This window comes from Streptomyces piniterrae (genome assembly GCF_005048155.1).
GTDB classification, from domain to species: Bacteria; Actinomycetota; Actinomycetes; order Streptomycetales; family Streptomycetaceae; genus Streptomyces; species Streptomyces piniterrae.
This window is the reverse complement of sequence record NZ_SUMB01000001.1, coordinates 594,255-609,588: the sequence shown is the minus strand read 5'-3', so window position 1 is coordinate 609,588 and position 15,334 is coordinate 594,255. Positions and strand designations below refer to the sequence as shown.

Below are 15,334 nucleotides of genomic sequence, written 5' to 3'. Positions count from 1 at the left end.
CCGCGTACGGGGTGCCGCACCGGATCCCGCGCCCGCTTGTCCGGGGGGTGCCGCCGTGGTGGTCACTCCCCCGGTCTCGTCGATTCCCAGAACGTGTGACTGCGGTCGGAGGGCGCCACCGAGGCACGCAGGCGACTGGCGGAGCTGACCGGCCGGGAGTCCGACGTGGTCAGGGCCGTGGCAAGAGGCCTGTCGAACGCCGAGATCGGACGCGAACTGGCCATGAGCGAAGGCACGGTGAAAACGAGCGCCGCAGTTCCTTGAGCGCGGTCAGCCCGTCCATGCCCGCCACGCCATCCTGACGTCCATGAGCACGACATCGGGGCGGTGTTCGGCGACCGCGGTGATCGCTGCGCTGCCGTTGCTCGCTTCGGGACGCGGCGCCTCGGCGCCCGGAATTCCCACCCCGCTGGAGCGGGAATTCCGGGCAGGGCTGACGTACCAGGTCAGGGCCGACGCATCCGGTGGGCCGAAGACGACCGCTCCGTCAGGGGACGCGCCGGATGAGGTCACCGGAGACGCTGCGCAGCTTCTCGCGGGTCTCCTCCAGTTCGCGTTCCGGACGGGAGTTGCCGACGACGCCGGCACCGGCACGCAGCCAGGTCTTGCCGTCGCGGGAGAAGACGGTGCGCAGGACCAGTGCCGCGTCCATCGAACCGTCCGCGTCGATGGTCATGACGGTGCCCGCGTAGGGGCCGCGGACCGGCTCGTCGCGGCGGATCAGGTCGTACGCGGCGTGCTTGGGCACTCCGGAGGCGGTCACCGCGGGGAAGGCCGCCGCGAAGGCGTCCCAGGGGCTGCCGCCCTCGGGAAGCCGGCCCACGACCCGGGAGGCGAGGTGCTGCACCTTGCCCCGCTCGGCGATGCGCATGTAGTCCCGCACGACGACGGTGTCCGGCTTGCAGGGACCCATGAGCTCGTCCACCGCGACCTTCACCGAAATGGCGTGCTCGTGCAGCTCCTTGGCGTCGCTGAGCAGGTCCTCGCGCAGTTGCTCGTCGAGGGCCGCGTCGCCGGTCCGCCGCCGTGTACCGGCCAGCGGCTGCGTGGTGACCTGGCCCTCGCTGGTGACCTCCACGACGGTCTCCGGGCTGAAGCCCGCGGCCTTGAGGCCGTCCATGTGCAGGAGGAAGGAGCGCGCCGGGGTGTTGGCGCGCCGGCCGGCCACATACGTCGCGGGGAAGTCGAGTTCCTCCTCGACCGGCACCAGGCGGGAGAGCACGACCTTCTGCAGCCGTCCGTCGTTGATGTCCTCGATGGCCGCGAGGACGGCCCGGGAGTAGTCGGCGGCGGAGGCTTCCAGGTCCACGTCGGCGCGGGGCGCGGTGGGGCCGCCGAGGTCGGCGGGCTCGGACAGCGCGTCGGCGACGGCGCCGAGCGCCTCCGGGTCCAGGCTGCGGATCAGCGTGTAGCCGTCGTGCAGGCGGACTTCGGTGTGCGGCACCATCAGGTGCGCCAACACCTCATCCGAGCCGTCCGGGCCGTCCGCGCCGCCGGCCGGCTTGCCGGAGATGGCGTAGGCGAGTTCGAAGGCGCACCAGCCGTAGACCCGCCAGTCCGCCGGCTCCACGTCCCGCAGGAAGTTCCGCACCGGTTCGAGTGGATCGCCGTGCCACTCGGTCTCGGTGACCTCGCCCCCTCTCACCACGCGGGCGGTGCGCTGGTTCAGGCGGAGTTCGGCATGGCTGCCCAGGGCTATCGACAGCCCCTCGGGGGTCTCGTAGACGACATGGCTGTCGAACTGCTGGGAGGCGGCCAACTGGGCCGCGACGGCGTGCCGGTCCCCGGCGGCCGGCGCCTTCATCGTGTGGTACTGGTTCGGCATGGCGATTCCTTTCAGCTGGGTCGGACCGCGAGGCTTTCGAGCACGAGGCCGGTGAGGGACCGTTTGTCGACCTTGCCGACGCCGGTCAACGGCAGCGTGGCGAAGGGCTCCACGCGGTCGGGCAGTTTGTAGGCGGCCAGGCCGCGGGCCCGCAGTGCGAGGTGCACCTCGGCGAGCGTGGGCGGGTCCGCGGGGTCCTGCGGAACGACGCAGGCGCAGGTCTGCTCGCCCATGTACGGGTCGGGCAGGCCGATGACCGCCGCCATCCGGATGCGGGGGTCGGCGAGCAGATGCCCCTCGACCTCCTCTGCCGGGACCTTCTCCCCGCCGCGGTTGATCACGTCGTTGAGCCGTCCGACGACGGCGAGGTTGCCGGAGGGGGTGAGCCGCACCACGTCGCCGGTACGGAAGTAGCCGTCCGCGGTGAAGCGGGTGCGGTTGCCCTCGGCCGCGCGGTAGTAGCCGCGCAGGGTGTACGGGCCCCGGGCCAGGAGCTCGCCGGGCTGTCCCGGCGCGACGTCGATGCCGTTCTCGTCGACGATCCGGATCTCGTCGCCGGGTGACAGCGGGCGTCCCTGGGTCTCCACGACGACCTCGGCGGGGTCGTCGAGCCGGGTGTAGTTGAGCAGTCCCTCGGCGAGTCCGTAGACCTGCTGAAGGGTGCAGCCGAGTTCGGGTGCCACCCGCGCGGCGGTGACCGGGTCCAGCCGTGAGCCGCCGACCTGGAGCAGCTTGAGGCCGGACAGGTCGTGGGAGGTTCGCTTGCCGATCTCCAGCCAGAGCGGGACGAGCGGCGGGACCAGGGAGGTCACGGCGTCGCGGCTGCCGGCCAGCAGCGGGAAGCAGTCCTCCGGTGACGGCGTCGCCGCGAGTGCGACGGTGCCCCCCACCCGCAGGGTGCCCAGCACGCCGGGGCAGGCCAGCGCGAAGTTGTGGGCGGCCGGCAGCGCCACCAGGTACGTGCTGTCCGGCCCGACTCCGCAGAGCCGGGCGCTCTGCCGCAGCTGGTAGGCGTAGTCGGCGTGCGTCCGCGGGATGAGCTTGGGCTTGCCGGTCGTCCCGCCGGACAGCAGGAAGAGCGCCACGTCCTGCGGGTCGGGGGCCGGCAGCCGCTCCGGTTCCGCGTCCACGTCCGCCAGGGCGGTGTACGGGCCGGGGTCACCGGCCACCAGGATGTGCCGGAGGGTGCCGGTGCTGCCCTGGACCTCGGTGGCGAGCGCCCGGTAGTCGAAGCCGAGCACTTCGTCCGGGCACACATAGGCCACCGCGCCGGAGACCTCCACGAGGTGGACGATCTCCGCGGCACGGTGCGCCGGGAGGGCGAAGACCGGCAGGGCGCCCATCCGGAACAGTGCGCAGGAGAGCACCACGAACTCGGCCACGTTGGGGAGTTGGACCACGACGCGGTCGCCGGCGGCCAGGCCTCGGGCGCGCAGTCCGGCGGCGAGGCGGTCGGCGGCCAGGTCCAGCTGGGCGTAGGTCAGGGTGCGGTCGGCGGTGCGCAGGGCGATCCGTTCGCCGCGGCCGGGATCCGTGGGCCATCTGCCGAGGGTTTCGTCGTTCCAGTAGCCCCTGGCCCGGTATTCGCGTGCCAGCGATTCGGGCCAAGGGACACAGCCATCGAGCATTTCTGCTCCTCAAGAGATCAGTAAGAGATCAGTTCCGCAGAGAATCAGTGCTGCAGAGAAAAGGGGGGTGAGCGGAGACCGGCCGGGCTCAGGCGGCCGCCGGGCGGAGTTCGAGGGTGCAGCACTTGACGCTGCCGCCGCCCTTGAGCAGTTCGGTGAGGTCGACGCCGATCGGTTCGTAGCCGCGCTCGCGCAGCTGGGCGGCCAGGCCTGTGGCCGCCTCCGGCAGCACCACATGCTTTCCGTCGCTGACCGCGTTGAGTCCGAAGACCGCGGCCTGGGAGGGCTCCGCGTGGATCGCCCCCGGGTAGAGCTCTTCCAGGAGGGCCCTGCTCGCGGGGGTGAACGCCGCCGGGTTGTACATCACCTCGTCGCCGTCGAGCACGGCGAGCGCGGTGTCCAGGTGGTAGTAGCGCTCGTCGACCAGGTCGAGGCTCACGACGGGGCGGCCCCAGAACTCCTGGGCCTCGGCGTGGGATTCGGGCGTGCTGCGGAATCCCTTGCCGGCCAGTACGCGGCTCCCGGTGACCAGGAAGTCGCCTTCGCCCTCGTTGACGTGCACCGGGTCGTGCAGCTCCTGGTATCCGTGCGCGCGGAACCACTCCAGGTAGGCGGGGCCCTCGCCGGCTCGCTCCGGGTTGCGGAAGCGGGCGCCGAGCACCTTGCCGTCGACGACGGTCGCGCCGTTGGCCGCGTAGACCATGTCGGGGTAGTCGGCGAGCGGCTCGATCAGTTCGACGGTGTGCCCCAACTCCAGGTAGAGGGCGCGGAGTTGCTCCCACTGGGCGACGGCGAGCGCGGTGTCCACCGGCTTCGTCGGGTCCATCCACGGGTTGATGGAGTAGTCGACCCGGAAGTGGGTGGGGCGGCACATCAGGTAGTGGCGGGGGCGCGCGGTACGGGTGGCGACGGTCATGACCTGTTCTCCTGTGGGTCGGATCGGGCGGCCCGCACCTGGGGTGGCGGGCGGGCCGGAGTGGCGGTTCGTGGCCGCGGTCCGGCGGGTCAGAGGGCTGGGAAGTTCGCTTCGAGGGCGGCGAGAGCGTCGGCGTCGAGCGAGACGAGGGTGAAGTCGGAGGGGGTGTGGCCGCCGGCGTCGTCGTGGTCCAGTTGGTCCACCAGGGTGTGCAGCGCGCGCACCCACTCGTCGCTCAGGGCCGTCACCTCCCGTTCCGCTCCGGGCGCCGTCGGCCAGGTGCACACCAGGCGCAGCACGGGCTCGCCGCCGGACGAGGAGCGGTAGCTGGTCAGTTCCAGCGCTGCCGGGTCGGGTCCGCCGGCCACGGTTCCGGGGAGGGCGTCGGGGCTCTCGGCCAGGTCGTCGCACGGCAGCGCCGACCAGTCGGCACCGGCATCGCCATCGGTCTCGCCACCGCTCCCGGAATCGGTGTCGAGAGATGTGTCGTGGTGGACGAAGCGCAGGCCCGGGGCCGGAAGCCGGCCGTCCGGCGCGTCGTATCCCAGGCTCTCCGGGGCCGCCGGGCGGGCGTCCTCCTTGACGTGCTTGAGCAGTACGCCGGGGTCCTGGTGCGCGTGGTCCGTGCCGAACCGTACGGCGAGCCGGATGTCGAACCGTCCGACGCCGGTGGCGGGTTGGGCGCCGCCGGCCGTCCAGCCGGACAGCGCCGCGGCGTCCCGGCCCGAGCGGGTCAGCTCGACCCGCACCCCGTCGGAGGCCTCGGCACCGCGTTCCTCGGACCGCCGGAGCGTCGCCGACCCGAGCCCCGTCAGCAGGACTTCGGCGAGGTCCGCGTGGAATCTCCCGGCGACGCGGTCCAGTGCGGCCGTGGTGCGGCCGTCGGCGAGTTCCACGGTCCGGGTGGCTCGGGGCGCGGTGGCCGCACCCCAGAGGTCCCTGAACGGGTCGGGGCCGGACAGCAGGTCCTGCCAGTGCGCCCGCGCCGTGTCCTCGGTCGCCCGCAGTGCGCGTGCGTACTCCCGCGCCCAGTCCGCGTACGCGGCGGGGGCGGTGTCCAGGCCACCCCTCCCCCGGCCCAGTGCGGCCAGGTCGGCGAGCAGGATCCGCCAGGAGTCCGCGTCGGCGGCCAGCGGGTGGACGCTGAGCAGCAGCCGGCCCTGGGCCTGTGTCCCGCCGTCCCACCAGGCGGCGTCGAGGAGTACACCGCGGCGGGCGTCCAGCCGCTCGGGTGCCGCGGCACGCTGACGACGGACGGATTCCGTGAACGCTTCGGTGGTCGGGTCGACGTCGACCGGGGTCAGCAGGTTGGCGGCGGACGGTTCTCCGGTGCGCGGGATGCGCAGCTCCGCGCCGTCCGGCACGGCCCGCAGGATGGCGTGCCGGTCGAGCAGGGCCTGGAGGACCTCGGTGAGGCGTTCGCGGGTGGTCCCCATGGGCAGCCGCAGCAGTGCCGACCAGGGGCGCGGCGCGCCCGCCCCGGGGTCGGCCAGCCGGCGCACGGCGGGGGGCGTCGGCACGGGTGTCGTACTCCCCTCTGGTGCGTCCGGCGCGGACGCGGCCGCCAGCGCCGCGAGACCGGCCGCGGTGGGGTGCTGGAAGATGTCCCACGGGGAGATGGGCAGCCCCGCGGCCTTGGCCCGGCTCGCCAGCTGGATGGAGAGGATGCTGTCGCCGCCGAGCTCGAAGAACCGGTCCCGCACCCCGACCGACGGCAGGCCCAGCACCTGCGCGAACAGCCCGGCGAGCAGTTCCTCTTCCGGAGTGCTCGGCCGGTCGTCGCCCACGGCGGCGCTGAAGTCGGGTGCCGGCAGCGCCCGTCGGTCCAGCTTTCCGCTGGGGGTCAGCGGGAGGGCGTCGATCAGGACGGTGGCGGCGGGGACCATGTAGTCGGGCAGCCGGGCGGCGATGTGCGCGCGCAGCTCGGGGCCGTCCGGTGTGCGGGCGTCGGGCTCGGCCGTCGGCTCGGGCACCGCGTAGGCCACCAGTGCGGTACCGCCGGCGCCGTCGGACCGGGCGACCACGGCGGCCTGGGCGATGTCCGCGCGTTCCAGGAGCAGGGCCTCGATCTCGCCGGGTTCGATCCGGAAGCCGCGGATCTTGACCTGGTTGTCGGCCCGCCCGGCATATTCCAGGGCGCCGTCGGCCCTTCGGCGGACGAGGTCGCCGGTGCGGTACATACGGCTGCCGGGCGGCCCGTACGGGTCCGGGACGAAGCGTTGCGCGGTCAGCCGGGGGCGGCGCAGATAGCCGCGGGCGATGCCCTCGCCGGCGATGTAGAGCTCGCCGACGCCCTCGGCCGGCACCGGCTGGAGCCCGGCGTCGAGGACGTGGGCGCGGGTGTTCCACAGGGGGCCGCCGAGTGCCGGGTCGGCGCCGTCGACCTCCGTGTACAGGCTGTCCGCGCTGGCTTCCGAGGAGCCGTAGAAGTTGAGCAGCCGGGCGTGCGGGAAGACCTCGGCGAAGCGTTCGGCCACGGCCGCGGGGAGCGCCTCGCCGCTGCTGATCCACAGGTCGCAGCCGGCGAAGCGGGACCGGTCGCGGTCGTCGAGTTCCAGGATGGCCGAGAGCAGGCTGGGCACCACCGTGATCCGGGCGGCGCCGTGCCGCTGGATCAGAGCGCCGAGGTCGGCCGGGCTCTTGGCGGCGATCTGGTCGGCGAGCACGACGGTGCCGCCGTGCAGCAGCGGGCCCAGCAGTTCGCTGGTGCCGTCGAGGAAGCTCAGGGAGGTCTTCGCGCACACGGGCGCGGCGGGGTGCCAGGGGTAGCGCCGGTGGAACCATGTCAGCCGGTTGACCAGGCCCTTGTGCAGTCCGACGACGCCCTTGGGGGTGCCGGTGGAGCCGGAGGTGTAGATGACGTACGCCGGGCTGTCGGGGGTGAGGCCGGTGGGCTGCGGGTCGGTCGTGCCCTGCTGGGCGAGCCGGCCGCGGACCGCCGGGTCGTCCAGCAGGATCTGCCGGGCGGGCTCGACACCGGGCAGGGCGGCCGCCACGTCGGAGGTGGTCAGGAGCAGGCCGGGGGCGGCGTCGCGGTGGATCAGCGCCAGGCGTTCGGCCGGGTAGTCCGGGTCCAGGGGCAGATAGGCGGCGCCCGCCTTCAGTACGGCCAGCAGGCCGACGACCATGTCGACGGAGCGGCGCAGGGCGAGGCCGATCACGGACTCGGGCCCGGCGCCCAGGTCGATGAGGAGCCGGGCGAGTTGGTTGGCGCGGGCGTCGAGCTCGGCGTAACCGAGTGTCTCCTGGCCGAAGACCAGGGCTGTCCGGTCGGGCGTCCGAGCGGCCTGGGCGGCGAAGAGCGCGCCGAGTGGTCCGTCGGGCACCTGGCGGGCGGTGTCGTTCCACTGGACGAGCAGCTTTTCGCGCTCGTCCGGCGTGAGGAGGGACGCCAGGCGGACCGGTTGTTCCGGGTGGTGCGTGAGGTCGGTCAGCAGCTGCTCCAGCTGGGCCAGCAGCGCCTCGACGGTCTCGTGGCGGAACAGGTCCGTGCGATAGGTGGCCTCCAGGGCGAGTTCGTCGCCGGCGACCACGGCGGCCAGGGTCAGTTCGAACTGGCTGGTGCCGTTGGAGACCGGGCGCGGCGTCACCCGCACGCCGGGCAGGGTGAACTCGCGGAAGGTGTCGGTGCGCAGCAGGAACATCACGTCGAAGGGGGTGTTCCGGCTGGCGGTGCGGTGCGGCCGCAGCTCCTGGAGGACGCTTTCGAAGGGCAGTTGCTGGTGCTCGTAGCCGTCCGTGCAGACCGTGCGTACGCGGTCCAGCACCTCGTGGAAGTCGGGGTCGCCGGCCAGGCCGACGCGCAGCAGCAGCGTGTTGTCGAAGTTGCCGATGAGGTTCTCGAACTCGGTGCGGTCGCGGTTCATGGCGGGCGTGCCGAGGGCGATGTCCTGGCTTCCGGTGCGCCGTCCGAGCAGGACCGCCGCGGCGGCGAGCAGCACCATGAAGGGGGTGACCCGCTGCTCGCGGGCCAGGTCGCGGACGCGCGCGGCCAGGTCGGGGCCGAGCGGCCTGGTGTGCGTGGCGCCGTCCTCCTCGGGGGTGGCGGGGCGCGGGAAGTCGGTGGGCAGTGCGGTCGGTTCCGGCCAGGGCGTCAGCCGGCTCCGCCAGTGGTCCAGTTGGCGGGCGGTCCAGGCGTCGGTGTTCCGTTCCCGTTCCCATGCGGCGAAGTCCGCGTACTGGGTGTGCGGGGGCGGCACCGGGGCGTTCACGCCGGTGGTGTGCCGCCGGTAGGACTCGGCGAGCTCGTCGAAGAGGACGTTCCAGCTGCCCTCGTCCAGGGCGATGTGGTGTGCGACGAGCACCAGGACATGGTCGGTGTCGCCGGTGCGCAGCAGGGTCGCGCGCAGCGGTGGCTCGGCGGCCAGGTCGAAGGGGTGCCTGCCGAGTTGTGCGGCCCGGCGGTCCGCCGCGGCGGCGCGATCTTCGGCGGGGGTGTCGCGGAGGTCCGCCACGGTCAGCGGCAGCCGCGGGTCGGTGACGAGCTCGGGCGTCACGGTGCCGTCCGCGGTCTCGCGGTAGACGGTGTGCAGCACCTCGTGCCGGCGTTGCACATCGGACAGGGCGGCCTCCAGGGCCCGGGTGTCCAGGTGGCCTTCGATGTGGAAGGCGAGGCAGAGGTTGTAGGCGGCGGCTTCGGGGGCGAGCTTCTGGAGGGCCCACATCCGGCGTTGGGCGGAGGAGAGGGTGGGGGTGCGCCGGGCGTCCGGTGTTCCGGAAGCGCGTCCGGTGCCGGTGCCGGTGCCGCCGGATGCTGTCAGCCCGCGTTCGGCGAGCTTGCGGCGCAGCAGTTCCTTCTTCTTCGCGGCGAGCCGGTCGGCGTCGTGGGTCTGGTTCCTGGACTGCTCAGACACGGGACGGGGCGCCTTCCTCGGGTGTACCGGCGGCGTGCTGCTGCGGGGCGGTGCCCCAGAACCTGCCGAAGATCTGTTGCTCGTCCGGGAGCGATTCGGGGATCGGGCGCGAGATGAGGGTGTAGTTGAGGAAGTGCCGCCAGGTGATGTTGCCCGCGACGCTGGTGCCTCCCCAACTGCCGCTGGAGAGCGTGGTGGTGAAGGGCACGCCGCTGGCGAAGCTGCCGGTGTTGGTCATCGTCGACTGGTTGACCACCACCCGGCAGGTGGTGATGGTCTCCGCGAGTCGCATCACCCGGTCGGTGCGGGTGGTGTGGATGGCGCAGCTGTGGCCCCGGCCGCACCGGTCGGAGAGTGTCTGGACGAGGTGGACGGCGTGGTCGAAGCTGTCGTAGGTGAGCAGGGTGACCAGGGGCGCGATCTTCTCGCGCAGGACGGGGTCGTCGTGCTCGGGGTCGGTGCCGGTCAGGGCCAGCACGATGGCCTTGTCCGGGTCCGCGAGGGCGACTTCGGCGCGTTCGGCGATCTCGGCGGCCGGGCGGCCGACCAGGTCGCGGTCGAGCTTGCCGTCCTCGGTCCACAGCACGCCGCGGATCCGCCGGGTCTCCTCCTCGGAGCACAGGTGCACGCCGTGCCGGACCAGCTCGCCGCGGAAGCGCTCGGCCACCGAGGAGTGCACCAGCACGTTGCTCTCCGAGGAGCAGGACGTGCCGTTGTTGTAGCCGGCGCCGTACGCCACCTTCTCCGCGGCGTCGGCCACGTCCGCCGTCTCGTCGACGATGACCGTCGGGTTCCCCTCGCCCGCGCCGATGGCGGGGGTGCCGCTCTCGTACGCACGCCGTACGGTTCCGGTGCCACCCACCGCGACGATGTGGTCGGCGGCCCGCATGAGCTCCACCGCCGCCTGACGCCCCGTCACTTCCAGGCACTGCATCAGGTCGCGGGGCGCGCCCGCCGCGTCCAGCGCCTCCCGCATCAGCTCGACGGTCCGCTTCGCGGTGCGGTACGCACGGGGGTTGGGGGTGAACACCGCCGCGTTGCGGGTCTTGAGGATGGGTAACGCGTTGCAGATCAGACCCGGTGCGGGGGCGGTGGCCGGGCTGGCCGCGGCGATCACTCCGAGCGGCTTGGCGAGCTTCACCAGGCCCAGTTCGGGCAGGTCCTCGACGACGCCGGCCGTGCGCATGCCGTGCATGTCCCGCAGAATGCCGAGGACCCTGCGGCGCTGGAGCGCACAGAGGTGCTCGCTGTTACCGAGGCCCGTCTCGCGCTCGCTGAGCAGGGCGAGCTCCCGGGCGGTGTCCTCCTGATAGCACTGCCAGCCGACGGCCGCGACAACGTCGTCGACGCGTTGCTGGGACCACGTGGCGAACTCTTCCTGGGCGGCGCGGGCGCGCCGGACCGCCGCTCGTACGGTTTCGGTGACCATGGTTCAACTCCTGCGGAAGGCGCAGTACGGGGGTGGGTCGGACTGCGAGGGGGGCGGGGCGGGGGTGTGCTACCGCCGGGTTGCCTGGACGGTGATCGCGCGCAGCGCCTGGAACCAGAGGTCGGCCAGCGCTTCGGCGTCCGCTTCGGTGAGCAGTGCTTCGGGCCAGGACCAGCGCACATGCAGTTCGGGTCCGTCGGGACGATGGAGGGTGTAGGCGTTGACATCGAGGCTGTAGGTGACCGGCATGGCGGGGTCCGCCGCGTCGCTGAAGTCGGCCTGCTCGTCGGCGATGGCGAACTCCGTGGCGGCCGTCTCGCCGGTGGTGAACCGCCCCAGGTAGTTGAACTCGATCTGGGGGACGGGCAGTTGGGCCAGCCGCTCGGCCGTCTCGGGGTTGAGGTGGCGCAGCAGTCCGTAGCCGATGCCGTTGTCCGGTACGGCCCGCAGGTGTTCGCCGACCCGCTTGACCACGTCGGTCAGTTCGCCGCCGCCGTCCAGCGCCCGGTCCAGGTCGACCGGGCCCGGGTCGAGGCGTACGGGATAGACGCCGGTGAACCAGCCCACGGTGCGCGAGAGGTCGGCACCGGGCAGCAGCTGCTCTTCTCGGCCGTGGCTCTCCAGGGCGACGAGTACCGAGCGGTCCTCTCCGGTGGCGCCGCGGCGGGTGCGCCAGGCGGCCACGGCGAGCGCCAGTGCCGAGAGCAGCACCTCGTTCACGCCGGTGCCGTACGCGGCGGGTGCCTCGGCCAGCAGGGGTGCGGTCTGCCCGGCCGCGAGGGTCCGGGTGAGGTGCCGCAGGGTGCCCACGGTGTCGCGCGCCGGGTCGAGCGGCCGGTCGGTGAGCAGCGGGTCGCCGCCGTCCAGCACCTCGCGCCACAGGGCGAGTTCGGCGGCCCGCTCGGGCCGGCGGGCCTCGGCCGGCAGGGCCTGGGCCCAGCGGCGGAAGGAGGTGGGCACCGGCGCGGGGTCGGGGGTGTCGCCGGCCAGGGCCGCGCGGCAGGCGGCCGACAGGTCGGGCAGCAGGATCCGCCAGGACACGCCGTCGACGACGAGGTGGTGGCCCAGGACGAGCAGCCGGTCGCGGTCCCGGTCGCCGGTGTCGCACCAGATGACCTGGAAGACCACACCGTCGGCGGGGGCGAAGCGGGTGAGCGCGGCGTCGTACGCGGCGGCCAGGGCGTGGCGCGCTTCCTGCGGGGTGCGGCCGGTGGCGTCGACGCGGTGCACGATGTCGCTCGCCGCCACGGATCCGGCGGGGCGCACCTCGAAGTCGGCGGTGTCGCTGCCGGGCGTCCAGGTGAAGCGGGTCCGGAGCACGTCGTGCCGGTCCAGGAGTGCCTGGACGGCGGTGATGAGCGCGTCGTGCGTGAGGTCGAAGGGCAGCCGGAGCAGGTTGCCCTGCGCGTAGCGGTCGATCGGGCCGCCGGTGCCGGTCAGCCACCGCATGATGGGCGTCGGCGGCAGCTGGCCGGTGCCGGTGTCGTCGGTCCGCGCGCCGGCTGCCGTGTCGGCGGACGCCACGGCGGCCAGGTCGGCGAGGGAGGCGGCGGCGAAGACGTCCTTGGGTGCGAGGGACAGGCCCAACGCGCGGGCGCGCCCCGTGAGTTGGATGGAGACGATGCTGTCGCCGCCCAGCTCGAAGAAGTTGTCCTCGGGGCCGACGGCGGTCAGTCCGAGAAGTTCGGCGACCAGCGCGCACAGGGCGCGTTCCGGCTCGGTGCGCGGGGGCCGCGAGGTGCTGGTGGCGGTGGCGGCCGGGACCGGCAGCGCGGCCCGGTCCAGCTTTCCGTGGGTGGTCAGCGGGAGTTCGGGCAGTGGCACCAGGGCCGCGGGAACCATGTAGTCGGGCAGTGCGCCGGTCAGGTGGGCACGCAGCGCGGCCGGGTCCAGTTCCGTGCCCGGTACCGGTACGGCGTAGCCGACCAGCCGCTTGACGCCGGGGCGGTCCTCGCGGACGACGACGGCGCACTGGGCGACGTCGGGGTGCCCGCCGAGCGCGGTCTCCACCTCGCCCAGCTCGACCCGGAAGCCGCGGATCTTGACCTGGTGGTCGGTGCGGCCCGAGAAGTCCAGCTGTCCGTCGTGGGTCCAGCGCACCACGTCGCCGGTGCGGTACATCCGGGTGCCGGGCGCCCCGAACGGATCGGCGACGAAGCGCGAGGCGCTCACCCCTGGCCTGCGCAGATAGCCGCGGGCGAGCCCGTTGCCGGCGAGGTACAGCTCGCCTTCGACGCCCGGCGGCACCGGGTTGAGGAAGTCGTCCAGGACGTACGCGCGGATGTTGCCGATGGGCCGGCCGATGACCGGGGTGGGGCTGTCGCCCACCTCGGCGACGACGGAGTCCACGGTGCACTCGGTGGGTCCGTAGAAGTTGTAGCCGCGGGTGGTGGTCAGCTCGCGCAGCTCGTCCCAGATGGCCTGCGGCACGGCCTCGCCGCCGACGCCGAGCCCGGCCAGCGGGCTGCGCCGGTCCTGGACGAGTCCGGCCGCCGAGAGCTGTCCGTAGAAGGACGGCGAGACCTCGATGAAGTCGATCTGCCGCGCGCGCAGCCAGTCCAGCTGGCGTTGCGGGTCGCGCCGGGTGTCCTCGTCGAGGATCTCGATGGTGTGACCGGCGAAGAGGGCCAGCAGCGGCTGCCAGGAGGCGTCGAAGGAGAACGACCAGCCGTGGCCGACCCGCAGCCGGCGTCCGGCGGCCTCGGCGGCCGGCCCGTAGACCTGCCGCTGGTGGTTGGCGAAGAGGCTGATGACGTTCTGGTGGACGGTGACGACGCCCTTGGGGTCGCCGGTGGAGCCCGAGGTGTAGATGACGTACGCGGGGTGGTGCGGCAGCAGGGGGCGCAGCCGCTCGGCGTCGGTCGGTGCGGTGGCGGGCATCTCGCGCAGCGCGGCGGCCAGTTGGACGGTGTCCAGCGCGGTGGTCGGCACCGTGCCCGCGGACCTGCGCAGCGCCCCGTCCAGCACCTCGGCGCAGGTCAGCAGCAGCTTGGGCCGGGCGTCGGCCAGCATGTAGCCGATGCGGGAGGCGGGGTATTCGGGGTCGACGGGGACGTAGGCGGCACCGGCCTTCTGTACGGCCAGCAGCGCGATGACGATGTCCAGGGAGCGGGGCAGCGCGAGCGCGACGATGTCCTCGGTGCCGACGCCCTGGCGGATGAGCCAGTGGGCGAGCCGATTGGCGCGGGCGTCGAGCTCGGCGAAGGTCAGCTCGGTGCCGTCGAAGGCGACGGCCGGGTGGCCGGGGGCGGCGGCGACCTGTTCGGCGAACAGCTCTGGCAGGGTCTGCTCGGGGACCTCGAAAGCGGTGTCGTTCCAGTCCCGGAGGAGGGTGCGCCGCTCCTGCGCCCCGAGGATGTCCAGCCGCCCCACCGGGCGTTCGGCGTCGTCCAGGAGTGCGTCGATCAGCCGCAGGAAGCGGTCGAGCAGGGCGGTGGCCGCCGGCTCCGCCAGCACTGCCGGCTGGTACTCGAACCCCAGGTGCAGCCGGTCGTGCACGAGCAGCGGGACGAGGGTCACCGGGTAGTGCGTGGCGTCGTGGTTGTCGAGGCCCTTGACCTCGACCTTGTCTGCGGTGTGCCCGCGTTCCAGGCTCTCGGAGACCAGCGGGGCGTTCTCGAAGACGATCAGGGTGTCGAACAGCTCGCCGGTGCCCGCGGCCCGCTGTACGTCGGCCAGGCCGAGGTGGTGGTGCGGCAGCAGCCGGGCCTGCTCCTGCTGGATCCGTTCGAGCAGTGCGGCCAGCGGCTCGTCGGGGCGCAGCCGGACGCGTACCGGCAGGGTGTTGATGAACAGCCCGATCATCGACTCGACGCCGGGCAGCTCCGCCGGGCGGCCGGAGACGGAGGCGCCGAAGACCACGTCCCGGCTGCCGGTCAGTCGGCCCAGCAGGACGGCCCACAGTCCCTGTACGACGGTGTTCAGGGTCAGGTTCCGCTCGCGCGCCCAGCCGCCGAGCCGCGCGGTGGTCTCCTCGCTCAGCGTGGCGGTGAGCTTCCGCGGGAACTGCGGCTCACGGGTGCGGTCGGGGCCGAACAGCAGCGTCGGGCCGCTCAGTCCGGACAGCGTCTCGCGCCAGGCGGCCTCGGCCTGCTCGGTGGACTGCCGCGCCAGCCAGGCCAGGTGGTCGCGGTAGGAGTGCGGCCGCGGCAGGCCCGTCGCGCTGCCGTCCCGGGCGTAGAGCTCCGACAGCTCACGGACCAGCAGCGGAATCGACCAGCCGTCCAGCAGGATGTGGTGGGCGTGGATGACGAGGTGGTGCAGCGACGCACCGAGCCGGAGCAGCCGGAAGCGCAGCAGCGGCGGCTTGGCGAGGTCGAAGCGCTCCTGCCGGTCCGCATCCAGGACACGCCGGCGCTCCGCGTCCTGCTCCGCGGACGGCAGGCCGGTCAGGTCGGTCTCCCGCCACGGCAGCCGGAACTCCCGGGGGACGACCTGGACGGGGCGCGCCACCCGCTCGTTCCAGAATCCGGCGCGCAGATTCGGGTGGCGGCGCAGCAGCTCCTCGGCCGACCGTCGCAGCACGTCCGGCGCGAGCGGTCCGCGCAGCTCCAGAACGAGCTGCATGGTGTAGACGTCGTGGGCCTGCTCGTCGAAGAGCGCCTGGAACAGGAACCCCTGCTGCAACGGCGCCAGCGGCCAGATGTCCTCGATGCCCGACTGCTTCGTCATGTTTCTTCCCCC

At 73.1% G+C, this 15,334-nt stretch carries 8 protein-coding genes; 1 reads left to right on the top strand and 7 read right to left on the bottom strand.

Features of this window, described 5'->3' with window-relative positions:
- Nucleotides 1-99 precede the first annotated feature (99 nt).
- Nucleotides 100-264: a LuxR C-terminal-related transcriptional regulator gene (locus tag FCH28_RS02535; RefSeq protein ID WP_136738338.1), complete on the top strand. Its 165-nt coding sequence runs from the start codon at nt 100-102 to the stop codon at nt 262-264.
- Between the two features lie 6 nt (nt 265-270).
- Here FCH28_RS02535 and FCH28_RS38820 read toward each other — a convergent pair whose 3' ends face one another.
- From FCH28_RS38820 to FCH28_RS02500, 7 genes are all read right to left on the bottom strand, one after another.
- Nucleotides 271-513: a response regulator gene (locus FCH28_RS38820; RefSeq protein WP_246102287.1), complete on the bottom strand. Its 243-nt coding sequence runs from the start codon at nt 511-513 to the stop codon at nt 271-273.
- The gene (locus FCH28_RS02525; RefSeq protein ID WP_136737991.1) at nt 488-1,825 is read right to left on the bottom strand and encodes a salicylate synthase; all 1,338 of its coding nucleotides are present in this window, start codon (nt 1,823-1,825) and stop codon (nt 488-490) included. The genes FCH28_RS38820 and FCH28_RS02525 overlap by 26 nt, the downstream gene beginning before the upstream one ends.
- Before the next feature lie 11 nt (nt 1,826-1,836).
- Nucleotides 1,837-3,453 carry a (2,3-dihydroxybenzoyl)adenylate synthase gene (locus tag FCH28_RS02520; protein ID WP_136737990.1) on the bottom strand — a complete coding sequence of 539 codons (1,617 nt, stop codon included), beginning with the start codon at nt 3,451-3,453 and terminating at the stop codon, nt 1,837-1,839.
- Between the two features lie 88 nt (nt 3,454-3,541).
- Nucleotides 3,542-4,369 carry a dimethylargininase gene (ddaH, locus tag FCH28_RS02515; protein ID WP_187363743.1) on the bottom strand — a complete coding sequence of 276 codons (828 nt, stop codon included), beginning with the start codon at nt 4,367-4,369 and terminating at the stop codon, nt 3,542-3,544.
- An 89-nt stretch (nt 4,370-4,458) separates the two neighbouring features.
- Nucleotides 4,459-9,222, bottom strand: a complete 4,764-nt coding sequence (locus FCH28_RS02510; protein WP_136737989.1) for a non-ribosomal peptide synthetase — start codon at nt 9,220-9,222, stop codon at nt 4,459-4,461.
- A complete protein-coding gene (locus FCH28_RS02505; protein WP_136737988.1) occupies nt 9,215-10,651 on the bottom strand; it encodes an aldehyde dehydrogenase family protein in 1,437 nt (478 codons plus the stop codon). Before FCH28_RS02505 ends, FCH28_RS02510 begins: the two co-directional genes overlap by 8 nt.
- Before the next feature lie 69 nt (nt 10,652-10,720).
- Entirely contained in the window at nt 10,721-15,322 is a 4,602-nt protein-coding gene (locus tag FCH28_RS02500; protein ID WP_136737987.1) for a non-ribosomal peptide synthetase, read from the bottom strand.
- Between the last annotated feature and the right edge of the window lie 12 nt (nt 15,323-15,334).